The organism is Nostoc sp. (assembly GCF_036917575.1).
GTDB lineage: Bacteria > Cyanobacteriota > Cyanobacteriia > Cyanobacteriales > Nostocaceae > Nostoc.
In genome coordinates, this window is the sequence record NZ_JBALDC010000008.1 from 103,750 (window position 1) to 128,760 (window position 25,011).

Here is a 25,011-nt window from a genome sequence, read left to right on the forward strand (position 1 = left end):
TTTTTTAGTTTAAAAAAGTATTGTTTACCAAAACATTGATTCTATTAATTTAGTACCACCAGCCTGACGCCCTAACCCTGAGTGAATCACTACAAATAAGATAACCATCGGCACTGAGGCAAAGTGAACAATTCGCAATGCTTGCCAATCGCCGAATAAATCCACAATCCAGGGAAATTGAGCAGGTTTATACATTCCTATTCCTGTAAATAATGCCAGCAGCAAGATGGGAATAATTGCTGTATAAACAATCCGATGCCAAGCATAAATTAGGCGTTGAGAATTTTGAGTTTTTTGTAATGCTTTGAAATCATTAGCACCTACAAAGCGATGTCGCCAGCGTCGGGTAATTAAAATGTAAATTCCATACCACAACAGATTCAGCGAAAATAGCCACATTGCAGCAAAATGCCAGTGTCTACCTCCTGCCAGCCAACCTCCTAAAGTAAATATCAAAGGAATGTGCAAACCTGCGCGTCCACCAAAAACAGGGTTGGCGTTGTAAATTTGTAGTCCACTGGTGAGCATGATAAATAGACTAATGATGTTACAAGAGTGGAAAATTTTGGCTCCTATTGCTTGAGTGGGCCGCTTTCGAGTTGGAGATGGAACGTTATAAGTCATAAATTTTGACTGATAAAATTTGCTGTCTATCTGTCTTAAGTAAATAGCCCAGCAAGTTTGGAGGTGGGCATTGCTTATCTTTATTTTCTCATCATTAGATTCAGTATTGGAATGGGGTTTTCTGACAACCCTAGAGTTGTCAAATTATCAGATTTTGGTTGGGGAATGTGAGAGCGTTTTTTATCCAGTATGTATTGGCGCTCAAGGCGGTTTACTTTTCAGACATCCTTTAAGATTAAAACATCAACAGATATCAAACATCATTTAAGCAAGGAGAATAAGATGGCTAACACAGCCAATCTCACAGGTGTGGGAAATTTAGGTGTTGCGATCGCCGATCCCCTGATTGGTAGCACTACACCAAACACTGCTGAGATATTGGAAGTTACTGGTCAAGGAGAAGTCAGCGTTCCCACAACTTTAACTGAGGTGCAATTGGGGATTAAAGTACAGGGAAAAACCGCAACCGAAGTTCAACAAGCAACTGCTCAACGTTCAACAGCAGTCGTTGATGTGCTGCAAAACCTTGGGGCACAAGAACTTCAAACCACATCTATTCAACTAAATCCGGTCTATAGCTATGAAAATAATACTCAAACCCTAATCGGCTTTGAAGGTCTCAACACACTTGAGTTTGAGTTACCAACAAATCAAGCTGGGGCAGCAATTGACAAAGCTATCCAAGCAGGTGCAAATGTAATAGATAATATCAGCTTCACTGCCTCAGACCAAGCATTGCAACAGGCACGTCTGCAAGTTCTCAGCGAAGCTGTTAAAGATGCCCAAGCTCAGGCTCAGGCTGTTTTTAGTACTTTACAGTTAACCCCTGGAGAGATTATTAAGATTGATATTAACTCAGATGACAATCCTAGACTATCTCCTTTGGTGTCTAATTTAACAGCAGATGGGGCGTTTGCAACAGCTACAACTTCTATAATTGGTGGTCCTCAAACGATAAAAGCTAGTGTTTCTCTAGATATCGGTTATTCTCCAAATTCAGCAGGGACTCCCGCTTGCGCTACTGATAATCTCACAGGTGTGAGAAATTTGGGTGTTGCGATCGCCGATCCCTTGATTGGTAGCACTACACCAAACACTGCTGAGATATTGGAAGTTACTGGTCAAGGAGAAGTCAACGTTACCACGACTTTAACTGAGGTGCAATTGGGGATTAAAGTACAGGGAAAAACTGCAACCGAAGTTCAACAGGCTGCTGCTCAACGTTCAACAGCAGTCGTTTATGTGCTGCAAAACCTTGGGGCGCAAGAACTTCAAACCACATCTATTCAACTAAATCCGGTCTATAGCGATGAAAATAATACTCAAACTCTAACTGGTTTTGAAGGTCTCAATACACTTGAGTTTGAGTTACCAACAAATCAAGCTGGGGCAGCAATTGACAAAGCTATCCAAGCAGGTGCAAATGTAATAGAGAATATCAGCTTTACTGCCTCAGACCAAGCATTGCAACAGGCACGTCTGCAAGTTCTCAGCGAAGCTGTCAAAGATGCCCAAGCTCAGGCTCAGGCTGTTTTTAATACCTTGAAGTTGACCCCTGGAGAGATTATTAAGATTGATATTAACTCAGATGACAATCCTAGACCATCTCCTTTGGTGTCTAATCTAGCAGCAGATGGGGCGTTTGCAACAGCTACAACTCCCGTAATTGGTGGTCCTCAGACGATAAAAGCTAGTGTTTCTCTAGATATCGGTTATTCTCCAAATTCAGCAGTGATTCTCGATCTACCTCTTAATGGATTGCAGCAATTTGCTTAGAGGATGTTTTAAAAGTCCCAGAAGGTATAATTTTGCCGTTCGACTTTTTTAAAATATCCTCTTAATCAGGAATTACGCAACTGTCACAAGCACATGGCGCAAGTACACCGTGCCATGTGCCATTCTCATCGGTGATGTAGGTGCTGACTTTTTCCTTTTAGATTCTTTGGAACAGCACTAAATAAAATATGAGCGATCGCACCACTTACCCAAGCCTGTACTTCATACAATTTTCTAATCTTTTCGTCTAGTCGAGTGTTAGAGAAGAACGCAAAATTAAGAGGTAAAGAAGAGAAATTTGATAACTGATTCACCTATTAAAACTTTTGCCACAGACCCACTATAGTAATTTTAAATACAAGCCGAACTTGTAAAAGTCTGACTAAGCTTCATCAATCATCTATACGTAGTAGCTTGCGGTAAAATGGTTGTGAAAAATCGGTGATGCGATAACGTTTATAGTTATCCATAAGTTCAATTAAAAAATTAATAAACTCGAAACTAGCCATCATCAGTTCATAACTCAGGTCAGCATTGCCATCAAACTGAATTCGGCAACGGGTTAAGTCTGAGGGTAAAGTAGCAACATTCCAGGAAGCGACAAAGGGGACATGTTCGCTAGCTTCGATCTTTCGATGTCCTTCCAAGACCCCTTTTTGATAAAGACTGATGGCATAGGGTAAGAAATTGCGCCTAGCACCCTGAACATAAGGTAAGTAAACACTGGCTTGTTGTTGAGTTGCAGGCTGGAGTTGCTCAATAGACATAGTTAAATATTCCTCAAGTTAGTTAGTAACTAGGGATATTAGTGGATATTAGTAGTATTCCCAAAAGATGTGTCTAAAGCACATAGTGGGGAATAGGGAATGGGGCATGGGAACTGGAGAGCAGAGGAGTGGAGTTCAAAGACTCGTCAGCAAGTATCAAAGACTTATTCCTTATGCCCAATGCCCAATAAATGAAGTTACTACTAAGAAATATTAAAATTTCGGTTACAATAATGCTGCATTAACTGTTATCGAATCTGGGAACGATAACACTAAAAATGTCTACTGTAAAGTGGTGAATGCCGTTGTTGCAGTTTTTCCCAACAAAAAGCTGCTGCTACCTTGCTATTACTTTACCCAAACCGGAGTTCTCATTGGAGAAAGTCTGACTCTAGAAGCTTCCTGCTTAAGTGGCTATCAAAGGAATCAAGCCTTGTCTAAGAGTAGCAAACGTGGTTAATACGAGGTAATTACGTAGATGGCGGTAACAACAAAGGTAGTCCCAGCGGCTTTTGGCTTAGGGATAGTGGGTATTACAGTTTGCCCATTCCGATTAATATCGGGAAAAGTAGCTTAGGGATATTTGTCCGTAAAATTACTAACTGTAGACAAATAGTGGTTTTTGAATCAAGCAACCTAACCTATGCCAGCGAATTCCTGGCCCGAAGAAGATTCTTATCAAGAGCTTGATCCGCTCAACTCCTTGTTATCTGACCTATCAGCAGATGAGGAGTCGGTGTTAGAGACAGATTCTATGTCTCTAACATCCCGGTTTCAAGGTCGTAGAGGCAAAGCAGCTCTAGTCTTGACTATCGTCTGGAGTGGCACGATCGCTCTACATTTAGTTTCTTGGGCTTCCATTTTTATTCTAGGACTGACCACCATTCTAGGATTTCATGCTTTGGTGGTAGTGTTTACTAAATCCCGTCGCTATCCAAAAGAAATACAGGGAGATTTACCTTCTGTTTCTGTGCTGGTGGCTGCGAAAAATGAGGAAGCGGTAATAGCCAAATTAGTCAAAAATCTTTGTAGTCTGGAATATCCAGGTGGGCAGTACGAAATTTGGATAATTGACGATCGCAGCAGTGATAGCACGCCACGTTTATTAGCAGAACTCCAACAGAAACACGATCATCTGAAAGTACTAAGGCGTTCAGCAGAAGCTACTGGTGGCAAATCGGGGGCGTTGAATCAGGTATTGCCGCTGACAAAGGGCGACATTATAGCAGTATTTGATGCTGATGCCCAAGTAACACCAGACTTGCTGCAACAGGTTGTACCTTTATTTCAAAGAGAAAACGTGGGGGCGGTGCAGGTGCGAAAAGCGATCGCCAACGCTAAAGAAAACTTTTGGACTAAGGGTCAAATGGCCGAAATGGCACTTGATACCTGGTTTCAGCAACAGCGGACTGCCCTTGGTGGCATTGGCGAACTGCGAGGCAATGGTCAATTTGTCCGGCGTTCAGCCTTGGAAAGCTGCGGTGGCTGGAATGAAGAAACCATTACCGATGATTTGGATTTGACAATCCGCTTACATTTGGACAAATGGGATATTGAGTGTGTTTTCCATCCAGCAGTGCAAGAAGAAGGAGTGACAAGTGCAGTTTCACTCTGGCATCAGCGCAACCGTTGGGCAGAAGGCGGATATCAACGCTATTTGGATTATTGGGATTTAATTCTCAAAAACCGCATGGGAGGGCGCAAAAGCTGGGATTTGCTGATTTTTATGCTAATTATGTATATCTTACCGACAGCAACAGTCCCAGATTTATTAATGGCGATCGCTCGTCATCGTCCACCCATGTTAAGTCCGATCACAGGCTTATCCGTTACTATGTCGATGGTAGGAATGTTTACAGGTCTAAAACGGATACGTCAAGATCAAAAATTCCCACTTTCTACATATTTTATGATGCTGGTGCAAACCCTGCGTGGCAATTTATATATGTTGCACTGGTTAGTCGTCATGAGTAGTACTACTGCTCGGATGTCGGTAAGACCAAAGCGCCTGAAATGGGTGAAAACTTTGCATACTGGGAATGGAGAATAGGAAATAGGGCATGGGGCATGGGGCATGGGGAATAGGGACTGGGGAACTGGAGAGGGGAGGAGTGGAGTTCAAAGACTCGTCAGCAAGTATCAAAGACTTATACCCAATCCCCAATCCCCAATCCCCAATTTTTTATTCATCATCTACTTCTGATTCTTCTACCCATTCTGATGTAGTTATGGAATCGGAGAATTCTGGAAAATCATCTGCAAAGCGGATAATTTGCCCGTTGAAAAATTCTGCTACACGTTGAGCTGCGATCGCAACTTCGTCAGGTTCCCAATCAGGTGCGGGTGTTTGTTTTGGGGGTAGAGGCAAAGTTTGCATCCCGTTTCCATTTACCCCGTTTCCATTTGCCCTATTTCCATTTACCTCATTTCCATCTCTTGCAACCAACTCGGTTTTTTGTGGTGCTGGTGGTGGGGTGATTGGCTGCGGTACTGGTACTGGAGGCGAAATTTGCTGGTTGTAACTGGGTGTGGGTGGCTGCTGAACACGAGTAGAGTCTTTTGGCGGAGAATTTTTTTTGGCTGAGGTAAAGTTTGAAGAAGTTCCTTTTTCTAAATTTATCTGGATTTCACGCTGGAAAGTCTGCTGGAAAGCTGCCGTAATCATTGGTAGATAAGATTTACCCTTGTCATACCATGCCTGTTTAATAGCAATTCGAGCCACAACACCGTCGAAGTCTATGAGTTGGCTCATTTGACGCAGCATTTCTTGCCTTGATTTTGGCTGGAGGTTGGCAAGCACTTGTTGCCAAATCTGAGTTAAGTCATATTCTGCTTCCCCAACAACTTCTTCCTCAACTTCTGAAGTTACGGGTTCAATTTTCGCAGGTGACGCGGGCACAGATACAGGTTCTGGGGTTGGTGGTGAAACTGAGTTAGCAGCAGAATTGTGATTTGTTTGCTGTTCAACTGGGGGAGATGAAGTGACGGGCTGATTTTGGGCTGTCGCTTGATGATGGTTTGTAGAATTATGATTCGTTTTCGGTTCAGCTAAAGGTAAAGAAGAGACTGGGTGATTTTGGGCAACTACTGAAGGATAGCTTGGAGATAAAACAGGTGTATTAACTTGCAACGCGACACTTGGGGCTTGTGGCTGAATATTCGTCGCACTTGGTAACAATCCTAGTAATGTTACTTCCAACCACAAACGCGGCTGGGTGGTATTTTTAATTTGTACTTCAGCTTCTCGCAAGTGTTTTTGTCCTGCCAAAATCACGCTCATATCGAAGTATTGAGCAAATTCAATCATGGCTGTCCAAGTTTGCTGAGTGCAAGCAACTAAATCGTGGCGGTTGGGTGCTGTTTTGGCTATGAGTAAATCGCGGTAAAAAGCAGCGAGATTTTGCAGAACAGTTAGGGGTTCTCGACCCCGATCTAGAATGTAGTGAGTACAGTCTAAAACTGCTTCCGGTTTATCTTGAGCGATCGCATTTAAAAGCGCTAGCAAGTCCTGTTCGCTTACCGTCCCCACTAAATCCCAAACTCGCTCTGGTGTCACTTCACCCGCTAACAAGCCTAATTGGTCAAGTAGACTTTCGGCATCTCGCAACCCTCCCTGAGCAAGTTGGGCTACCAGGGTGACAGCATCAAGTGAAATATGAATGTTTTCATAAGATGCGATCGCACTTAAATGCTTCACCATCGCCTCTAAGTGAATGCGTCTAAAATCAAACCTTTGACAGCGCGAAATAATCGTTGGTAACACCCGTTGCGGGTCTGTTGTCGCCAACACAAAAACCACCTGTTTCGGTGGTTCTTCTAGTGTCTTAAGTAGCGCGTTGAATGCCTGGGTACTGAGCATGTGGCACTCATCGATTACATAAACCTTATAGCGACACTGCACAGGAGCAAACTGGGCTTTTTCAATCAACTCGCGGATATTATCGACACCAGTGTTGCTAGCTGCGTCGATTTCAATTACATCTAAGGTGTAGCCTTTAGCGATACCCTGACAAACCTCACACACGCCACAAGGTTCAGCAGTAGGCTTGTCACTTTTGAGACAATTAAGGGATTTAGCCAGAATTCGGGCACTAGAAGTTTTCCCCGTACCTCTGGGCCCAGTGAATAAGTAGGCGGGGGCGATTTTAGATGTGCCGATCGCGTTCGTGAGGGTGGTGGCGATCGCCTCTTGACCCACCAGTTCAGCAAAACTCTTGGGGCGATATTTGTGGTGCAGGGGTTCATAAGACATGGAAATATTGACTTCAATGCCTTTTAAAGTTAATTACTAGCACCGAGTCGAGTTTAGGATTCAATTATTTTAAACTCTCGTACCTGGCTTTATTTATCGATGTTGCCATAGTGCCGTACTTAACTAAAATTGTAACTTTTGGCACTCAGCAATACAAGCAACCAAAGATGATATCAACATCAATGTATGGGAATTATAGCATATTATTTAGTACATTTGTTCTGATTGATTAGTGGAGATCAGGGAAAAAACTCTTGACAAATGACAAATGACTATACGTTTTATTGACTGAACTAACGCCATAGTCCAGTGCGATCGCTACAATTTTATAGATAAGTAAAACTCGATGGTGCAGCAGATGCTCAAGCGGCTATTTCAATGGCTCAAAAAGCTTTTTCAGAGCTTATTTGGTGGAAAACACACTACCTCAAAATCTAGGGGGAATGTGGAAAAAGAACCAGCACCACCCTTGAGCGATACGGATCTGGAATTTCTCTTCAATGAACTGTTGCAGGGAGTACATCAAGCAAGAGGGGAAGCATGGGCACAGAAGTGGCTGCATAATATCGAACATCGGATCACAACTCAAGACTGGGTTGAGTGGTTGGGGCGCTTTGGCGATAGATTGCTCGCATCTCCGACACCAAATAATGAAATGGCTGCGCGGTTAGTGCAATTGGGTGAATTGGGCGTCGGCGAAATCGGAGATGTTGCCTATAATATCGGGATGCAGTTGTTGACACGCAATGAAGGCGAACCAGTTTGGGAATACGAAGGGCCAGATGCTTTTAACACTGCTTTGACTTCTGAAGTACCAGCCCCAGTCTTAGAGTCAGCAGAACCACCAGAGAATCTCCCAGAGGGAGAATACCAAACTGTCACCCTAGAACAGTTGTTTGTCATGTTGCAGGAGGATGAAAATTTACGTCAGCAGATTGCTCAACAGCTTGCTATTGAAACAGACGACCCCCAAGTGCTTGTCCAAGCATTAATTAATCAGTTGTATCCTGATGGTCAACCGACTACAGAGCAAACTGAAAATTAACTGCTGGAGAGAGTCAAATTCAAGAGTTAAATCTGGGAATTGTTACGTTGTAATGCTATGCTCTTGAAGATTTGTATATTTTTTGCTAGTTTACTACGGAAGCGCTGTCGGAATCTAATGGATTTTTACGTAATTGATGATTTTTTTAACACAACGATGGCTACAATCTAGAAAAACAAAATCCAAGAGTGTGGCAGATGCTCAGGCGGATATCGCAGTCGCTTAAAAGGTTTTTAACGCGCCTGATTGCAAGTAAACAGAATAGTTCTCTCAAGGGTGCGAGAGGACGCAATCTGGTGGAGATACCACCAGAACTAACCAATGCGGATCTGGAACAATTGTTTATCCAATTGTTAGAAGGCGTGCATCAAGCACGAGGACGACAGTGGGCATTGAGGTATCTGCAACGAATCGAAAATCGCGTTCCGGCTGAACGCTGGATAGATTGGTTGGTGATGTTTGGCGAAAGCTTGCTAGCTTCACCTACACCGAATCCTCTTTTAGCAACACAGATGGTGCAATTGGGGGAACTTGGTGTTGGCAGAATTGGAGAAGTTGCTTATGACATTGGCATTCGGCTAATGCAAAACTTACCTACAGAGATAGAATATCAGGACAATCAGGCACAAGATGACGGAGAAAGTACTCCTGGGCAAGAACCGATCCGCGATTTTGGCGAACAGTTATGGGAGTACGATGAGCCAGATGTAATAAAAACTACTCCAGGGCAAGAACTGATCCGCGATTTTGGCGAACAGTTATGGGAGTACGATGAGCAAAATGTGGTAGAAACTACTCCAGGGCAAGAACTGATCCGCGATTTTGGCGAGCAGTTATGGGAGTACGATGAGCAAAATGTGGTAGAAACTACAACCGATGAAGAAATTCTCCCAACTTCCCCCGGACAAGAGCTAATCCGCAATTTAGGTGAGCAATTATGGGAGTATGATCAGCCAGATGTTGAACCAATCACATCAGCCCCCCAAAATGCCTCTTTTGAGGAAAGATTGGCCGAAAACTTCGAGGAACTGGTATGGGAGTATGAAAGAGAAGACGCCCAAACCACAATACCAGAAAATATTCCTCTGCCCGCACCGGAAGATTCAATTACCTCGTTAGCCCAATTGAGGTTTGACGATGAAGAAGTTGTTCAAATTACAACACCAGCAAATCTCCTTTCCACTAGACAAAAAACTGAATTAGCAACGTCTGGCTCGGTGGAAACCTGGGATAACACTTTGACGAATTTAGAGCCGAATGTGGCTAATACCTTAGATGAGTTGTGGGTGAAATTGGATCAAAGTACCAATTTAGTGCAGCAACTTGCTTCGGATTTGGCAGGTCAAAGCAGTAATTCCTCTAATATTGTTGAGCGAAATAGCGATAATCCGATTACCCACGCTCAAGGGTGGTTTTACCAAGGTCTAAGCCAAGCGAAAACAGGTGATTTGTTAGGGGCGATCGCATCTTATGACCAAGCGATTGAACTGCAACCCGAATTTGCAGAATATTGGTTTAATCGAGGCTTAACGCTGTTCCATTTAGAACGTTTTGAAGAAGCGATCGCCTCTTACCAAACAGCCACAGAACTGAAACCCGACTACTACAAAGCTTGGTACAACCGGGGTGGAACTCTCGGAGAATTAGGATATTTTGAAGAAGCGATCGCTTCTTTTGACAAAGCCATAGAAATCAAGCCAGACTATCAAGAAGCGTGGTCTAGCAAGGGTTTGGCATTGCTGAAATTGGGTTGGCTACCAGAAGCTATTGCCAGTTATGACCAAGCGCTGCAACTCGAACCAGAAGACCAGGAAAACTGGTATCACCGAGGCATTGCTCTAGCTGTTAGCGAACAATTTGCCGAGGCGATTATATCTTATGACAGAGCTGTAGAAATTGACCCAGATTATCACGAAGTTTGGATAGATCGGGGTGTAGTGCTGTTTAATTTAGGCAGGTGGTCAGAAGCGATCGCCTCCTGGGATAAAGCCCTGTCAGTTCAAACCGACTTCTACTTAGCTTGGTACAATCGGGGTATAGCGTTAGACAATTTAGGACGTAGACAAGAAGCGATCGCCTCCTATCGCCAAGCGATCGCCATAAAACCCGACTTCCACTTAGCTTGGTATAATCAGGCATTAGCACTATTTTATTTAGAACAATTTGCCGAAGCGATCGCCTGTTATGATCACGCTTTGCAAATTAAACAAGATTATTGGGAAGCTTGGATTGGTCGGGGAACTGCGATCGTTAATTTAGTAGATTCTGAGACATTGCTCAATTTGTCGAGTAGTCTGATAGCGATAAATCCCACCTTACAACAGGGCGGCTACGAAGGAAAATTAGCCAGCTACGAAGAAGGGTTAAAGCATCTGCGGACAGACACCCATCCAGAAGGTTGGGGGAGATTGCATTTTGCGATCGCTAATACTTACTACGAGCAAGGCAAAAAACATACCAATCCCCGCGATTATTGGCGCAAAGCTGCATCTGAGTACCATCAAGCGCTGTTAACCTTGACACTAGAATATTTTCCTCAGTTGCACTTAGAGGTTTTGCAATCTCTGAGCAAAGTGTTGATGGGTTTGGGACAAACCACACAAGTTCAAGAATTGCTACAACGTGGGACAGATTTATTGCGACAATTACTGAGTGAAGAAACTCGCTCAGACGAAAGTAAAAAACAGCTAGCTATAAAATTTGCCGGCTTCAATCAATTAGCAGTTGATTTAGCTGTGGAGTCGGGTGATTTAGTAGAAGCTTGGGAAATTGCCGAACAAGGTAAAAATGCTTGTTTAAATTGGCTGCTTTCTGGTTGGAATGATCATATATACTCGCCTTATTATGGCGCAATTCAACAACTATTCAATCCCACAACAGCAATTATTTACTGGCATATTAGTCCAGTTGCCCTACAAACTTTCATTCTCAAAGACCAAGCACCATCACCAATTCTCCTGTTTACACCCATGCAAGATGCTGGGGCAATACCTTTAGGAGAAGACGCTATCCGTCTGAATGAATTGCCCCTACCTGAAGCAGTGCAACGCCTAATTGAATTTGAAACTTGGCTAGAAGATTGGCATCAACAATACCAAGAATATCGCAGCACAACCCAAGACAAAGAAAGCAAAAGTCAACATTCTTGGCGAGTTGATATGGAAGAGAAACTGTTGCAACTATATAGGATTCTGAATATTTCCACAATTGCACAGGAACTCGAAGGCATCACCCAACTAGTTTTAATTCCTCACCGTGACTTGTACCGATTGCCCATTCATACACTTTTCCATCTTTCTTCTTCATCCCAAGAAGAGTTACCGAATGTGGAATCAAATTTCAGCGTTACCTATCTACCTAGTGCCCAAATAGGTTTATCAATCATAACTGAGGATATTTGGCAGTGGCAAAATAAGTTATTGCTTAGTGTTGAACATCCGGAAAGTACAAGTTATACCCCACTGGAATTTGCCAAACTGGAGTCTGAAATTGTTAGTCAGATGTTCAATAATATCCAACAAATTCCGGGAGCAGAAGCTACAAAAAGTATTGTTGAAAATGCCTTATCTGATAATTATAATATTTTGCATTTTACGGGTCATGTTACTAATAATTTAGCTGAACCGAAAAAATCAGAATTAGCATTAGCGGGTGAAGACAGACTTACTCTAGATGAAATCTGCCAACAAAATTTAGATAGTTACAACCTTATTACTCTCTCTGCTTGTGAAAATTTCAGTGCTAGTAACTACACTATCAGCAGCGAATATGTGAGTTTAGTTACTGGTTTTGTAAGTCAGGGTGTTCCTCATGTAGTAAGTACTCTTTGGAGTGTAGAATCTTCAGCTAGTGCCTTGGTGATGATCGAGTTTTATCGACGATTACAGCCAAATAAATCAGCAATTACTGCTTTAGCTGAAGCAACACGATGGCTGAAAGAATTAACTGCTGGAGAACTGACAAAATGGTATGAAGATGTTTTGAATAATCTGCATCCTGAAGAAGTAATAATTCAAACTTATTTAGCGACACAACTATATAGAAATAGTAAAATGGCATCAGAAAAAAATATTTATAACCATCCTTATTACTGGGCAGCATTCACTATTACGGGTAAGCCGAATTAATCCTTTGAAACTTAGTCACAAGTAATTTTTGATTCTGGACATTCTATTCCAGTGATTAAATTAGTCTGATACTTGTTTTTGCTTCACTTATCTAAAATTTCAATAATCTCACTAAAATAGTCTAATTAGAAAATTTGTATGAATTTACTGTGGTATTAAAGTTTCTGGTGGGAGTGAAGATTAAAAATAAATATGAAATCAGAAACCAGGAGTGTACTACTTAAAGCTTACACAGAACTACACAAAGTCGTTGAAGAGTTATATCAAGCTCATGATAGAGCAATAGAGAACAATGATTTTGACGATGCTAGTTTGTTGGCTAGTCGAGCAGATAGACTTTGTGAATAAGTCGAAAACTTAGAAATCATTATCTCAGAATTAAAGTAGAAATGAAAACAATTGAAGAATTAAAAACTCGAATTAAAGAACTCAGTAGTCAAGCTGTAAAATTTAGTCAAAAAGCAACTGAAGTGTGTTTGACGGATCGAGAATAAGCTAGAGAAGCTAAGCTGTTCCACAAATAACCTTGCATATATTGGGCGGGCGAGACGCCCACCCCACAAGAAATGTACAATTTCAGATTATGTAAACTAGATGTGGTTTAGCTTAGTAAGCGTTGTCAGCTATTGATACAAGAATTGAAACGGCAATAGGTTTAGAATAATTCGTACTGAGGGGTTTATTATGCCAGATGTTCGGTTTGATAAATACTATCGTTATGAAGACTTAACACGCATTCTACACAGTTATACAAAGAAATTTCCCCAACTAGTACGCATAGAAAGCATTGGCAAGAGTTACGAAGGACGTGACATCTGGCTATTGACAGTAACTAACTTTGCCACTGGCGCACATCAAGAAAAACCTGCCCTCTGGGTTGATGGCAATATTCACGCCACTGAACTCGCACCATCAAGTGTTTGTCTATATCTCTTGCAAACATTAGTTACAGCTTACGGTACTCACTCAGAAATTACCCGTTGTTTAGATACCCGCACCTTCTACATTTGTCCCCGTGTGAATCCTGATGGTGCTGAGTTGGCATTGGCTGACAAACCAAAATTTATTCGCTCTGGTACTCGTCCTTATCCCCATGATGACGAAGGCAACGATGGCTTAGTGATGGAAGATATCGATGGCGATGGTCGGATTTTACTAATGCGAATCCCCGATGCTAATGGGGCTTGGAAAGTCTGTCCTACCGAACCTCGCCTGCTGGTGCGACGCGAACCAACAGAAATAGGTGGTCAGTATTATCGCGTACTACCGGAAGGAAAGATAGAAAATTATGACGGAGTTGAGATTAAAATTCAGCGTTCTAAAGAAGGGCTAGATTTAAACCGAAATTTTCCATTTTTGTGGCGGCAAGAATCTGAGCAATCGGGGGCTGGCCCCTATCCTACATCTGAAACAGAAGTGCGATCGCTAGTTCAGTTTATCACTACACATCCTAATATTACAGGAGCGATCGCCTTTCATACCTTTAGCGGTGTTCTCATCCGTCCCTACACCCACCTGAGCGATGATGAATTCCCGGTCAATGACCTCCGCACCTATCAACGTATTGGTGCAAAAGGTACTGAACTTACTCAGTATCCAGCGATCTCCGCCTTTCATGATTTTCGCTATGACCCCAAAGATGTAATTACAGGTACATTCGATGATTGGGTTTATGAATACCAAGGTCTATTTGCCTGGACAGTAGAAGTCTGGAGTCCGCAGCGCCAAGCTGGAATTAATGATTATAAATACATCGATTGGCAGCGAGAACACTCTGTAGAAGATGACCTGAAGTTGCTGCGTTGGAACGATGAAAAGCTTGTAGGTAAGGGTTATGTAGATTGGTATCCCTTCGAGCATCCCCAACTCGGTCAGATTGAACTAGGCGGCTGGGATACCATGTACGCTTGGACAAATCCACCCCCTGAGTTTCTGGAGAAAGAAATAGCCCTCTTTCCAGAATGGCTAGTTTGGCATCTCTTAATATCTCCTCGTTTAGAAATTTACGAAGCTAGTGTTTACAACTTGGGTGATGATACTTATCGAGTGCAATTGGTTGTGCATAATACAGGCTGGTTGCCCACCAACGTCACCCAAAAAGCCTTAGAAAAAAAGCTGGTGCGGGGCTGTATCTGTGAAATTGAACTACCTCCTGGGGGAACTTTAGTAACGGGTAAGCCCCGTGAAGAGTTAGGTCAATTAGAAGGACGAGCCTATAAGCCTTCAACTCCCATTAGACGGCACAGCGATCCTACCAAGGATCGGGCAAAGGTGGAATGGGTGGTGCGTGTGCCTCAAGGTAGTACAGTTAAACTGCTAGCCCGTCATGAACGCGCTGGAGTTGTTCGCACTGAATTGACATTTCCATAATTTTGATATTTTAAATTGTCAAAAATTACTTTAATACAGCTTTGTCGAAACCAATAATTACCGTTCGCCTAATTACACGCGACGAACTTCCCCAACTTTTGGCTTTATATCACTACCTAAATCCCGTCGATGCAGCTTTACCGCCTGATGATATTTTACAATCCATCGGGGATGGAATTTTACGCGATCCCCGTTTATATTACATTGTGGCTGATGTTGATAACCGGTTAGTAGCAACATGTAATTTAATCATTGTTCCCAACTTGACGCGTGGCGCACGTCCATCTGGCATTATTGAAAATGTTGTCACCCATCCCGATTATCGACAACAGGGATTGGGTACGCAGGTGCTACATTATGCCTTAGCTTTAGCATGGCAGCAACATTGCTATAAAGTGATGCTTCTGAGTGGCTCAAAACGCGAAGAGACGTTGAACTTCTATGAAAATGCAGGGTTTAAACGTGGACTAAAAATCGGATTTGTTGCCTTACCTCCAGAAGAATTGTAAGCAAGATTAATACTGATTAGACATCTTCCAAAAACCCTAGTTTATCTTTGGGTTCATTTTCATAAAATTGTCTTTTGGAAAAAAATAATTCTTAGGCAAAAATCTTGGCGCAATTAGGCTCGAAATTTTTGATTGCGATCGCTAATTTCCAGTTTAGTATTTGAAAATTTAGCATCAACGACAACTATCTAAAGAGTGAAAGTTTTTCTTCAAAATCCAGTCCTGAGTTAGTTGTATAATTTCAATAAAAGATTAACAATACACCATATCGCCAATCTTGATTTTATTTCTTAAATATTGCTAAAGATTATGATACATTAAATTTGACGGCATTAACCCTCCTCGGTAATTATAAAGAGACGGCTATTAAAGGCCAATTATTTTACTGCTTGACTGCAATTTTAGAACTGAATAAAATCGCCTACTTGCATTAATTCTCTTTATTGTTGCAACATATTATTACCACAGGAGTCATGCTTATTATTAGTATGCTCTGCGGTTCTTAAAAAAAATAGGAATTCGATACTATGTGTGGTGCACATGAGGATAAACGTTATGAGATATCAAAGCAGCTACTCATAGCGTCCAGTTTTTTAATTTTCCAGAGCTAACAAGTTTCATTTCTGGTTTTCATGTCGAGGCGAACCAAATAATCATCTAGATATTTGTATTCACTTAACCTTGCATCCAGTATTTTCCAATAGTCAACCCAAAAAATTGAAAAGAGGATATTTCCATGTCTAGTTTGTCTCGTTGGTCATCAACAAAGGTTGCTTTGCTAGTTCTGGGAATGACAGCTGCTATAATAACCCCCATCGTAACTTCTACCCCAGCTTCATCTCAGACTCCTGTTCCATCTACGACACCATCATCTGACACACCATCATCTGACACACCATCACCTGTAACACCATCACCTGTAACACCATCACCTGTAACACCAACACCTGCAACACCATCGCCTACTTCAACAGTTAACCTGTCTGATGTTTCCTCAGATTATTGGGCGCGTCCCTTCATTCAAGCCCTAGCTGAGAATAACGTGATTAGTGGCTTTCCTGATGGCACTTATAGACCAAATCAGCCTGTGACTCGTGCTGAATTTGCTGCCTTGATTCAAAAAGCTTTCGGTAATCAAAACCGAGTTCGGCAATTAAGTACAGGTGGTTTTAGTGATGTTCCTGCTAACTACTGGGCAGCTGCTGCAATTCAAAGCGCGTATGAAACTGGATTTTTGGCAGGCTATCCTGGGAATGTGTTTAGACCAAATCAAGAAATTCCTAGAGTGCAGGGAATCGTTGCTTTAAGTAGTGGCTTAAGTTTAACTGGTGGCGATACAAGTACTCTCACTAATTTCTATAACGATGCCTCAGCTATCCCAGAATATGCTGTTGGCAGTGTAGCAGCAGCGACTGTAGGTAATCTTGTTGTCAACTACCCGGATGTAAAACAACTCAATCCGCAACAGTCTTTGACTCGTGCGGAAGCAGCAGCACTTTTGTATCAAGCTTTAGTTAAACAGGGACGGGCACAACCTATTGCTAGTAATTTTCCAGCTAGTCAATACGTTGTAGCTGGAACTCCTGTTGCTACTGATATTGTTTCTCTGGCTGCATCCAGTAGTTCTTTTACAACTCTGACTTCTTTATTAAAGACAGCCGGTCTAGCAGATACTCTTCAACAGCCAGGCCCTTATACAGTCTTCGCTCCCACCAATGACGCATTTGCTGCTTTACCTGCTACTACCTTACAACAGTTAGAGCAACCAGAGAATAGAGAAGCATTAATTAAGATTTTGAGATATCATGTGGTTCCAGGTGCATTAACTGCTAGTCAACTCCCGTCTGGAAAATTGAACACCGATGAAGGAAGACCTGTAAACGTTAAAATCGATTCCGCAAACAGTCAAGTCTCGGTAAATGATGCTAGAGTTCTCCAGGCAGACGTGAAAGCTAGCAACGGTATTATCCATGCAATTAACCAAGTCCTAATTCCGCCTGATGTTAATATCAGTAAGTTAAATCAGCCACCAACAGGAAGTAACACACCTGATGTTAACATAGGTAGAAGTACTCGTGGTGGTAGAAGCTATATCGGAGTTGGTGGTAACATTGGTTTGAGTGGCGATGATACAGCTTTGAGTGACACGAACTTTACTGTGATCAGCAAACTTGGTCTGACAAACAATATATCAGTGCGACCATCGGTAATCTTCGGGGACGATACAGTATTTCTAGTTCCGGTGACTTTAGATTTTTCTCCCCGCAGAGGAGGTTCAGTGGGTGAAAGAAGCTTTGCTATATCTCCTTACATCGGTGCTGGTATAGCAATTGAAGCTAATGCCGATACTGATATTGGATTACTGTTAACAGGTGGTGTAGACCTTCCTATCGGTTCTAAACTGACGCTAACAGGTGGTGTAAATGCTGCTTTTGTGGATGATACTGATGTCGGGCTACAGTTAGGAATTGGCTATAACTTCTAAGTAAATAGAAGTAGAATAGGTAGTAAGGGCGCACAGCTAATTGTGCGCTCTTGCTGTATTAAGGTCGCTTGATTGCTAAAGTAAGTCCATCGCCGATGGGGAGAAGAGAGAGGGTAATGCGTTCGTCATGATGTAACTTCTCATTGAGCGCCCGGATTGCTTGGGTGCTTTCATCTTGATTTTGCTCATCAGCTACTTGTCCAGACCATAAAACATTATCAATCGCAATCAATCCACCTGGACGCACTAATTGCAGCGATCGCTCATAATATCCATGATAATTTTCTTTATCAGCATCAATAAAGGCAAAATCAAAAGTTTCGGCTTGTCCGGTTGCCAATAGCCGATCTAAAGTTTCCAAAGCTGGTGCTAATCGGAGATCGATTTTATCGGCAACTCCAGCTTCTAGCCAATACCGCCGAGCGATCGCAGTAAATTCTTCACTCACATCACAAGCGATAATCTTGCCATCAGCCGGCAGTGCCAAAGCTACAGAAAGTGAGCTATAACCCGTAAACACTCCAACTTCTAGAGTTTTCTTCGCTGCAATCAACTGCACCAGAAGCCTCATAAATTGCCCTTGTTCTGGTGAAATCTGCATTCCACCCCGGGGATGATTGGCAGTTTCTTGACGTAACCTCCCAAGAACCTCTGGTTCCCGTAGCGAAACGGATAAAAGATAATTGTAGAGTTGGTTATCAAGACCTATAGACTGTTTTGACATGGTAGATGAGAGAATTGAGAGAAACTACAGTTATACTATCGCTGATAAGTGGAATCTCAGGAATAACATGGTGCGGTTAGTTTTAACAGTAATATTGCTGGTACTAATAACAGCTTGTGGCAGTATTGGACTGCTACCGACTAGCGATTTAGTGCAAAAAGCGATCGCACTTGGGCTAGAACAAACTCAACAAAAACTTAGTCAACAGTTGGATTTAGATTTTCAAGGATTTGAAATCAAGCGGCTATCAATTACCCAAGAACAACCCCTGACGATTGAAAATTTACCAGCTTTCCACGTTCGGGGAACCTACGATTTGATTCTCAAGCTACCAAAACGGCGCTTGACGCAACCAAAACAACCCTTTGACGTTTACTTGCAAATTCAGCAAGAAGGCAAAACTTGGCGATCGCTAATTCCGGAAAAGGATAGTAAAAATACTCAACCAACTTGGCGTAGTTATTTAGTTGAGTAAAACTGTGTCCTCAAAGTGCTTTTTTCCGGTTGCGTAAGAATTGCAAACCAGTAGCGTAAATACCAAATGCCAATAAACCGGACATAAAACTGGGTTCAGGAACACTCTTCTTAGATACAGAATTAATACCTACAGCAAAGTCCTTATTCGAGTCTACATTATCAACAAATGAACTGTCGGCAGCACCAATAAATATAAATTTTGCATCAATGGGAACTTGTACAATAGCACCATTAAAATCTACACGTGAGATGTAAAAAATACTATTGTCTAAACACTGCAATGGAAGACAACCGTTGGGAAGAATTGGATTAATAGCACCAGGAACTCTGTCAGTCGTTGCGCCATCATACTCTCCGGTGCTTGGTAGCAATCTATTGTCAGTGCTGAAAGTAGCCCACATTGCACCAAAGTATTCGTTAGTCGGATCACCAAAGGGTGAAAAACTGCCAAACCGTTCCAGTTTAATTGTGTCCCCTGAATTAATTCCCAAGTCTGTTAGAGAAAAAGGTACGCTATCAGGACTAAATGTATATGAAGAAATAAAACTTGCACTGGGGTCAATGTTGAATTTAGCTGCAAAGGCTTGAGCAGAATCAATTTTGAATAATAGTATTAAGCTGAAGGCAGTTTTAGCTGTTACAACTGATAATTTGATGAATAATTTAGGAATTTTTTGATTTAAAAAAAAGATTGACATAGGGATTTATTAGAAATTGTTAATTACTGGAGTTAGACAGAAAGTGAGCTATCAAGTGATAACTCAGGAATCTTACTGTTTAATTTTTATTTTATTTGTGAGTATATTTAAATAGTTAGCCGTTAAACTATCTTATAAAAAATAAAATTGTCAATCTACCAATAGCTAGTTGACAATTGGTAAGAAAACTGGATAGTAGTTTTTGTCTAAGTTTTGCTTGATGAATTGAAATTTTTTGAATGACGTACAGTGGAATATGTGCTACTCAAAAAACCATCACACGCATTTACGTATAAGTGCTAGGGCACAGTCATGATCGAGGTATAGTTTCACCGGAGACAGGGCAAAATGTATATTAACTTTTTCATCAGTTCTATTGCTGGAATTGTGGTTGTGGTACTAGCGGCTTTTGGACTACTGCAATGGTTGCACATCCCTGCTGGTAACTTTCTTGATTGGGTGATTGGTGGTGCTAGTTTTTGGTGGCTGTTGGTAATTGTCACTGTACCGTGGAATGTGCATTTTCAAGCCAAAGAAGTTTTAGCAGAAGCAGCACAATCAACTGAAAAAGGCATTCCAGTTGATGAGAAACAAGTGAAGTATGTCACAGTGTTGGCAAAGCGATCGCTTTGGGTTGCCATTGGTTTACACTTGTTCTCTGCCGTTGGTCTTTATACTCTTGCTGCCACTGGTATTAGTACGGTGGGATATATAAGTTCTGGTGCAGCTTTATTATTAACAATTCTGCGTCCGGCGATTCGCGCTTATGAGTATTTATATGCACGGTTGGCGATGATTCGCCAAGAATGGAAGTATCCGCGCGAAGATATTTTTGAACTGCGCGATCGCTTCTCTATATTGGAACAAAAAATCCAGTCATTGGAAGATCAGCTTAATCCTGAACAACCCTATTCCTTATCTGCAACTCAACAACGTTTTGCCGAAGAAACTCGCAGAGATTTAGCTCGAATTGCCGCTAATTTAGAAGAATTACGAGCGACAAATCAAACGGAACATGAGCGTTTGGGGAGAGAAGCCAGAAATGCGATCGCACAACTTTCCACTGACGGGCAATTTCTCGATCATGTCCGCGAAATTATTCGATTTTTTAAAACCGCTTAATTATTGCTTTAATATAGCCGTCAGTCACACAAGTTAGGACATAAGGATGGGGTGAAAGAAGAGAGTTAGCAACAGTTTTACCTCCTGCCCTCTGCCTCCTGCCTTCTGCTATAACTGACCGAATTTTAAATTTTGGATCGTGATAGTGAATATTCATCATCCAAAATTTAAAAAATTTATTAAAAAAGGGTTAACTAAACCCTACAATCATAAAATTTACCTCACTAGAACAGGAAAGGCTATAGTAATGCTGACATAACTTCAGGAGTACTCACAGTGAATCAGATAAAACTGACTTTAACTATTGGTTACTTATTAATGACGTGCTATTTTTTAACTAATTGGTTAATATTTTCCCTACAACATCCTGCTTCCAATCCAGAAGATAAATTTTTATCGTTTATAATGTTTGTGGTGACAACTATCTTCTGGCCTTTAATGATTCCGATGTCTTGTTTAGAAATGGTTCAACAAAAGCGAATAGACTTTAGTAAAATGATTCCTGTTCTCTTAGCAATATTTGTATTTAGTATTTCATATTATTTAACCGAATAATTAATAATTCCTCCTCACCAATTGCATAGATATTAAAGAGAAGCCGGAGGTTTGACTTATTACCCTCCGGCTTCTTTGTGTACAACTACCTTTACTTGTTAGGCAGTCTTTTATTAAACTTGAAATTTATTAACGGCGTCTGCTGCCAAAACCAGTTGAGCGGCGGGGTGCTGAACTACGCCCACTACCAAAACTACTACCAGAATTGCGTCGGGGTGAAGTGGCTCTACCAGAAGGTTGCAAGGTACTACCACCAAAACCAGAACCAGAAGGACGGTTATTACCTGTAGTGCTACGCGGTGTATTGCGTATATTTGAATTTCCCGGATATGACCTTCTAATTGTCCCTGTATTGCGGAAGGCAGTGCGATTTGTCACGGCTGCGGGTGGCGTATTGTAGCGAGTTTGGTAGTGTTGAACTGCTTGGCCATAGCTTGTGCCATATCCACCAAAGCCACTTAATCCTTGTCCTGGATAATAAGCAGGGGGTACATAATACTGCGGTCTAAACAACATACTACCAATTGCCTGTCCCGCCAAGCTACCAGCCACAGACCCAGCAAATGGTGCCCAGAAGCTATTTTGTTGACGGACTACAACCGTCTCTTGTTGTCCTGTTTGGGGATTAGTTCTATTCTCGGTAACATTGTGGACATACTCAAGTTTAAAGTCTTCCGTCAGATATAAAATCGGTTGTCCTTTATCTACCTTCAGATAGGTTTTTTTACCCTGCTTGATTTCATCATCAGTCAACCGTGCCATTTGCAAATTTTCGGTTGCAAAGGTTGGGGGCTTATTGTTTAGTAAAAACAGGTTGTACTCACCACTTGCATCGTCATAAGTAGCTTGTTGTATTTGATACTCACCATCACTTAATTTAGTGTTAGCAGAGGTTTGGCTAACGTTCTTAGCTGAAGAATTAGTTTGGCTTCCACCACCACAAGCAACAGTTGTGAGACACAAACTCAGAGCTAAAAAAACGGCTGTAAATTTACGTACTATGGTCATGATCATTGGATTATTGTCCTATCTCTGAGCTTAACAATTTATCGATACGAGTAGTAAGTACGGACTACCCAACATATTACAAAGGAATCAATTCTGGGTAATATTGCAGCAGTTGATCGCTAGTTAGTTCATCACCTAACTGTGCTGGGGAGAAATGTACTTGGATTGCCTTTAATCTATGTTTATAATGTAAATTTATCAATGCTTTCAATCCTAACTTGAGCGCCTGAACGTTAGAAAGATCAATTTCCAAATCTGGTACTTCTCCTTCAGAAGCTACTGTAATCATCACAATCACGTTACGAGTTACAGGTATGGATAAAGGTTCATTCGATTCAGACTTGGAAGCGTAATCTGGTTCGCTGAGATATCTTTCGGCAGAGTCAGTAAACAATTCGTTCACATAATCTCCTGCTTCACCTTCATTCCAAAATACGTCACCTTCGTTGGCAGCAGAAAGCCAGTATTCATCATATTGCAGCAGGGTTTGGCTAATTTCTACCAATCCTTCTCCTAAAACTTCTAAATCGCCATCGGCATCGATCGCATCCCGTCCAGCACTATTTAACACTCCCAAAATTGGCGCTACTTCACCTCCCCCTAAGTGCAGAAATAGGCGAAACACGACATAGCGAGTTCGACCGATCATTTTATTAAAAATATTGCTCATTTTTTCCTCCAAAATTTTTGTTTTTTGTCCTCTTTTACAAAGTTCTGATGCCTGTCTTGAAAAGTTCAGATCGCAGCAAACCTCCGCTCTGACTTTTCGCTGCGGCGGGCTGCGCCAACGGAGGAAACCTCCGCTCAGACTTTGCGCTTTGTCATTAGTTCAATGCCCAATGCCCCATAACTAAAGATTAAGATAATGAAATCCTTTCACAAAATCTATAATAATATCTAATGAAGGTAATATATTTTTTGTTGAATCACTGGAAATATCATAAGCTGAAGCATTAAGAGCAGAGCGATTAATAAATCTTTTTCCAAAGTTGGGATGGTCATAAACAATCAAAGTGTGGGCACTGGAATTCGTTAAAACTATTTGGGCTGGGGCTTTACAAAAATTTAATTTTGCGGCTACTTCGATATTTTTTTTCATCTGTTTAATTGATGTAGCCTGATTCATAGCTTGTTCAAAAAGAGTGTTTAATTGTTTTACTATCTGAGGCGATTTTAAGTTTTGGTTTGCCACAACTTCACTGTTAATCATTTCCACTATACTAGAAATATTTTTTTGAGTAGATGCCGCATCTAGAAACGGAAGAATGACAATGTAAGCTGTAGGAAATAATGCTTCGTCGCTATCTACATGAAAAGTGAAAATAGTCCGACGACGACCACTTTCGATACTTGGAGGTTGTTTCAGCCCTCTATATTCTTGAGCGATTTGATAGTAAGCGCCAGCGATCGCAAAATTAGCTTCGTGTTCTAATGCTGCATCAATAATAATCCGAATTGTTGGCGGTGTTTCGTTAAAAAAATCTCGTGATTCTTGAGAATGGAAGTTTTGGACAATGGAGCGATCGCCGGCTGGGCTAAGATCGACCCATTCACAAACCATGCCTTCGGTTTTTAAACCAAACCTGGAAGTGGCATAAAGCTTTGCTCCCGTTAAAGTTGCTCCTGTTAAGTCAGCACCGATCCATTCTGCTCTAATTAATTTTGCCTGAGTTAAATTAGCGTGGACTAAACTTGTATTTGTTAAATTGGCATTGCTTAAATCTGCGCCAATTAAATCAGCCCCGCTCAATTTTGCACCGCTCAAATCTGCCCACCGGAGATTTGCACCACTCAAATCTGCCCACCGGAGATTTGCACCACTCAAATCTGCCCCGCTCAAGTTAGCATGGCTGAGATTGGCTTGTCTGAGTTCGGCATCTCGCAAATTTGCACCACTCAAGTCAGAACGACTCAGGTCACTGGCATTTAAGTTAGCCATCTCCAAGTTGGCTCCGGTTAAGGAAGCACCTTTTAAGATAGTCTGACTCAAGTTAGCGTGACGGAGATTCGCTTGGCGGAGTGTCGCTTCTCGCAAATCAGCACTGGTGAGGTCAGCCTCGAACAAGTCAGCACGACTGAGGTCAGCGCGAATTAACTCGGCGCGGATTAATGAAGCCCCTCTGAGTTGAGCGCGACTCAGATCCGCTCGAATCAAATTAGCAACGTTGAAACTGGCGTTGTTGAGGATGGCGCTGCATAGATTTGCGCCACTCAGTCTGGCTACATTCAGCTTGGCATTGCTCAAGTTTGCTTCACTCAAATTCGCGCCACTCAGGTTGACTATACTCAAATTAGCGTCGCTCAGATTCACGCCACTGAGTTTGACCCCACTCAGATTGGCTTCTGGAAGGTCAACACCATTGAAGTTTAAGATTCCTGCTGCATATTGTTCCAGTAATTCGTCTACAGTCATCGATGCTACCCCTTGGATGCCAACTTTAATAGTTGGTAAAGTCATAAAAAACGGAATGT

At 41.8% G+C, this 25,011-nt stretch carries 20 protein-coding genes; 11 read left to right on the forward strand and 9 right to left on the reverse strand.

From position 1 onward, the window contains the following. Nucleotides 1-24 precede the first annotated feature (24 nt). Nucleotides 25-624, reverse strand: coding sequence for a cytochrome b/b6 domain-containing protein (locus tag V7K79_RS02260; RefSeq protein WP_335044307.1), 600 nt, complete (start codon nucleotides 622-624; stop codon nucleotides 25-27). Between the two features lie 282 nt (nucleotides 625-906). Between V7K79_RS02260 and V7K79_RS02265 the strand changes: the two genes are divergently transcribed. Beyond that, nucleotides 907-2,400, forward strand: coding sequence for an SIMPL domain-containing protein (locus V7K79_RS02265; RefSeq protein WP_335044309.1), 1,494 nt, complete (start codon nucleotides 907-909; stop codon nucleotides 2,398-2,400). Between the two features lie 125 nt (nucleotides 2,401-2,525). On the opposite strand, the gene V7K79_RS02270 is transcribed toward V7K79_RS02265, so the two are convergent. Further along, nucleotides 2,526-2,714: a hypothetical protein gene (locus tag V7K79_RS02270; RefSeq protein ID WP_335044311.1), complete on the reverse strand. Its 189-nt coding sequence runs from the start codon at nucleotides 2,712-2,714 to the stop codon at nucleotides 2,526-2,528. 78 nt (nucleotides 2,715-2,792) lie between these two features. After that, the gene (ebsA, locus tag V7K79_RS02275; RefSeq protein ID WP_289797664.1) at nucleotides 2,793-3,167 is read right to left on the reverse strand and encodes a type IV pilus biogenesis protein EbsA; all 375 of its coding nucleotides are present in this window, start codon (nucleotides 3,165-3,167) and stop codon (nucleotides 2,793-2,795) included. 292 nt (nucleotides 3,168-3,459) lie between these two features. On the opposite strand from ebsA, the gene V7K79_RS02280 reads away from it, so the two are divergent. Together V7K79_RS02280 and V7K79_RS02285 are read left to right on the forward strand one after the other, a co-directional pair. Continuing rightward, nucleotides 3,460-3,627, forward strand: a complete 168-nt coding sequence (locus V7K79_RS02280) for a hypothetical protein (protein WP_335044313.1) — start codon at nucleotides 3,460-3,462, stop codon at nucleotides 3,625-3,627. A gap of 183 nt (nucleotides 3,628-3,810) precedes the next feature. Beyond that, nucleotides 3,811-5,217 carry a glycosyltransferase gene (locus V7K79_RS02285; protein WP_335044314.1) on the forward strand — a complete coding sequence of 469 codons (1,407 nt, stop codon included), beginning with the start codon at nucleotides 3,811-3,813 and terminating at the stop codon, nucleotides 5,215-5,217. Between the two features lie 132 nt (nucleotides 5,218-5,349). Here the strand turns inward: V7K79_RS02285 and V7K79_RS02290 are convergent, their stop codons facing one another. Then, on the reverse strand, nucleotides 5,350-7,419 hold the full coding sequence (locus tag V7K79_RS02290; RefSeq protein WP_335044316.1) for a DNA polymerase III subunit gamma/tau: 2,070 nt from the start codon (nucleotides 7,417-7,419) through the stop codon (nucleotides 5,350-5,352). 346 nt (nucleotides 7,420-7,765) lie between these two features. On the opposite strand from V7K79_RS02290, the gene V7K79_RS02295 reads away from it, so the two are divergent. The 6 genes from V7K79_RS02295 (at nucleotide 7,766) to V7K79_RS02320 (ending at nucleotide 17,955) form a co-directional block, all read left to right on the forward strand. Beyond that, entirely contained in the window at nucleotides 7,766-8,464 is a 699-nt protein-coding gene (locus V7K79_RS02295) for a hypothetical protein (RefSeq protein WP_335044318.1), read from the forward strand. Between the two features lie 197 nt (nucleotides 8,465-8,661). Continuing rightward, the gene (locus V7K79_RS02300; RefSeq protein WP_335044320.1) at nucleotides 8,662-12,591 is read left to right on the forward strand and encodes a CHAT domain-containing protein; all 3,930 of its coding nucleotides are present in this window, start codon (nucleotides 8,662-8,664) and stop codon (nucleotides 12,589-12,591) included. A gap of 192 nt (nucleotides 12,592-12,783) precedes the next feature. Further along, nucleotides 12,784-12,939 carry a hypothetical protein gene (locus V7K79_RS02305; RefSeq protein ID WP_335044322.1) on the forward strand — a complete coding sequence of 52 codons (156 nt, stop codon included), beginning with the start codon at nucleotides 12,784-12,786 and terminating at the stop codon, nucleotides 12,937-12,939. Between the two features lie 336 nt (nucleotides 12,940-13,275). Beyond that, entirely contained in the window at nucleotides 13,276-14,961 is a 1,686-nt protein-coding gene (locus tag V7K79_RS02310; RefSeq protein ID WP_335044324.1) for a M14 family metallopeptidase, read from the forward strand. Between the two features lie 41 nt (nucleotides 14,962-15,002). Continuing rightward, nucleotides 15,003-15,470, forward strand: coding sequence for a GNAT family N-acetyltransferase (locus V7K79_RS02315; protein ID WP_335044326.1), 468 nt, complete (start codon nucleotides 15,003-15,005; stop codon nucleotides 15,468-15,470). A 736-nt stretch (nucleotides 15,471-16,206) separates the two neighbouring features. After that, a complete protein-coding gene (locus tag V7K79_RS02320; RefSeq protein WP_335044328.1) occupies nucleotides 16,207-17,955 on the forward strand; it encodes a fasciclin domain-containing protein in 1,749 nt (582 codons plus the stop codon). Between the two features lie 58 nt (nucleotides 17,956-18,013). On the opposite strand, the gene V7K79_RS02325 is transcribed toward V7K79_RS02320, so the two are convergent. Beyond that, complete coding sequence (locus V7K79_RS02325) at nucleotides 18,014-18,679, reverse strand: O-methyltransferase (RefSeq protein ID WP_335044330.1); 666 nt, start codon at nucleotides 18,677-18,679, stop codon at nucleotides 18,014-18,016. A gap of 67 nt (nucleotides 18,680-18,746) precedes the next feature. On the opposite strand from V7K79_RS02325, the gene V7K79_RS02330 reads away from it, so the two are divergent. After that, on the forward strand, nucleotides 18,747-19,154 hold the full coding sequence (locus V7K79_RS02330; RefSeq protein ID WP_335044346.1) for a hypothetical protein: 408 nt from the start codon (nucleotides 18,747-18,749) through the stop codon (nucleotides 19,152-19,154). Between the two features lie 10 nt (nucleotides 19,155-19,164). On the opposite strand, the gene V7K79_RS02335 is transcribed toward V7K79_RS02330, so the two are convergent. Next, nucleotides 19,165-19,854, reverse strand: coding sequence for a hypothetical protein (locus tag V7K79_RS02335; RefSeq protein WP_335044332.1), 690 nt, complete (start codon nucleotides 19,852-19,854; stop codon nucleotides 19,165-19,167). A 348-nt stretch (nucleotides 19,855-20,202) separates the two neighbouring features. Here V7K79_RS02335 and V7K79_RS02340 point away from each other — a divergent pair, with 348 nt between their 5' ends. Continuing rightward, nucleotides 20,203-20,976 carry a hypothetical protein gene (locus V7K79_RS02340; RefSeq protein ID WP_335044334.1) on the forward strand — a complete coding sequence of 258 codons (774 nt, stop codon included), beginning with the start codon at nucleotides 20,203-20,205 and terminating at the stop codon, nucleotides 20,974-20,976. Between the two features lie 684 nt (nucleotides 20,977-21,660). On the opposite strand, the gene V7K79_RS02345 is transcribed toward V7K79_RS02340, so the two are convergent. From V7K79_RS02345 to V7K79_RS02355, 3 genes are all read right to left on the reverse strand, one after another. Next, nucleotides 21,661-22,545, reverse strand: a complete 885-nt coding sequence (locus tag V7K79_RS02345) for a hypothetical protein (RefSeq protein WP_335044336.1) — start codon at nucleotides 22,543-22,545, stop codon at nucleotides 21,661-21,663. Nucleotides 22,546-22,615: 70 nt separating this feature from the next. Continuing rightward, nucleotides 22,616-23,209 carry a DUF1517 domain-containing protein gene (locus V7K79_RS02350; RefSeq protein ID WP_335044337.1) on the reverse strand — a complete coding sequence of 198 codons (594 nt, stop codon included), beginning with the start codon at nucleotides 23,207-23,209 and terminating at the stop codon, nucleotides 22,616-22,618. A gap of 180 nt (nucleotides 23,210-23,389) precedes the next feature. Then, complete coding sequence (locus tag V7K79_RS02355) at nucleotides 23,390-24,952, reverse strand: pentapeptide repeat-containing protein (protein WP_335044347.1); 1,563 nt, start codon at nucleotides 24,950-24,952, stop codon at nucleotides 23,390-23,392. Between the last annotated feature and the right edge of the window lie 59 nt (nucleotides 24,953-25,011).

Bases quoted from the DNA above. Each gene is read 5' to 3' on its own strand.
- V7K79_RS02300 (WP_335044320.1), top strand. From the start codon at position 8,662: ATGCTCAGGCGGATATCGCAGTCGCTTAAAAGGTTTTTAACGCGCCTG.
- V7K79_RS02310 (WP_335044324.1), top strand. From the start codon at position 13,276: ATGCCAGATGTTCGGTTTGATAAATACTATCGTTATGAAGACTTAACA.
- V7K79_RS02350 (WP_335044337.1), bottom strand. From the start codon at position 23,209: ATGAGCAATATTTTTAATAAAATGATCGGTCGAACTCGCTATGTCGTG.
- V7K79_RS02295 (WP_335044318.1), top strand. From the start codon at position 7,766: ATGGTGCAGCAGATGCTCAAGCGGCTATTTCAATGGCTCAAAAAGCTT.
- V7K79_RS02355 (WP_335044347.1), bottom strand. From the start codon at position 24,952: ATGACTGTAGACGAATTACTGGAACAATATGCAGCAGGAATCTTAAAC.
- V7K79_RS02305 (WP_335044322.1), top strand. From the start codon at position 12,784: ATGAAATCAGAAACCAGGAGTGTACTACTTAAAGCTTACACAGAACTA.
- V7K79_RS02330 (WP_335044346.1), top strand. From the start codon at position 18,747: ATGGTGCGGTTAGTTTTAACAGTAATATTGCTGGTACTAATAACAGCT.
- V7K79_RS02340 (WP_335044334.1), top strand. From the start codon at position 20,203: ATGTATATTAACTTTTTCATCAGTTCTATTGCTGGAATTGTGGTTGTG.
- V7K79_RS02320 (WP_335044328.1), top strand. From the start codon at position 16,207: ATGTCTAGTTTGTCTCGTTGGTCATCAACAAAGGTTGCTTTGCTAGTT.
- ebsA (WP_289797664.1), bottom strand. From the start codon at position 3,167: ATGTCTATTGAGCAACTCCAGCCTGCAACTCAACAACAAGCCAGTGTT.
- V7K79_RS02265 (WP_335044309.1), top strand. From the start codon at position 907: ATGGCTAACACAGCCAATCTCACAGGTGTGGGAAATTTAGGTGTTGCG.
- V7K79_RS02285 (WP_335044314.1), top strand. From the start codon at position 3,811: ATGCCAGCGAATTCCTGGCCCGAAGAAGATTCTTATCAAGAGCTTGAT.
- V7K79_RS02335 (WP_335044332.1), bottom strand. From the start codon at position 19,854: ATGTCAATCTTTTTTTTAAATCAAAAAATTCCTAAATTATTCATCAAA.
- V7K79_RS02290 (WP_335044316.1), bottom strand. From the start codon at position 7,419: ATGTCTTATGAACCCCTGCACCACAAATATCGCCCCAAGAGTTTTGCT.
- V7K79_RS02325 (WP_335044330.1), bottom strand. From the start codon at position 18,679: ATGTCAAAACAGTCTATAGGTCTTGATAACCAACTCTACAATTATCTT.
- V7K79_RS02345 (WP_335044336.1), bottom strand. From the start codon at position 22,545: ATGATCATGACCATAGTACGTAAATTTACAGCCGTTTTTTTAGCTCTG.
- V7K79_RS02260 (WP_335044307.1), bottom strand. From the start codon at position 624: ATGACTTATAACGTTCCATCTCCAACTCGAAAGCGGCCCACTCAAGCA.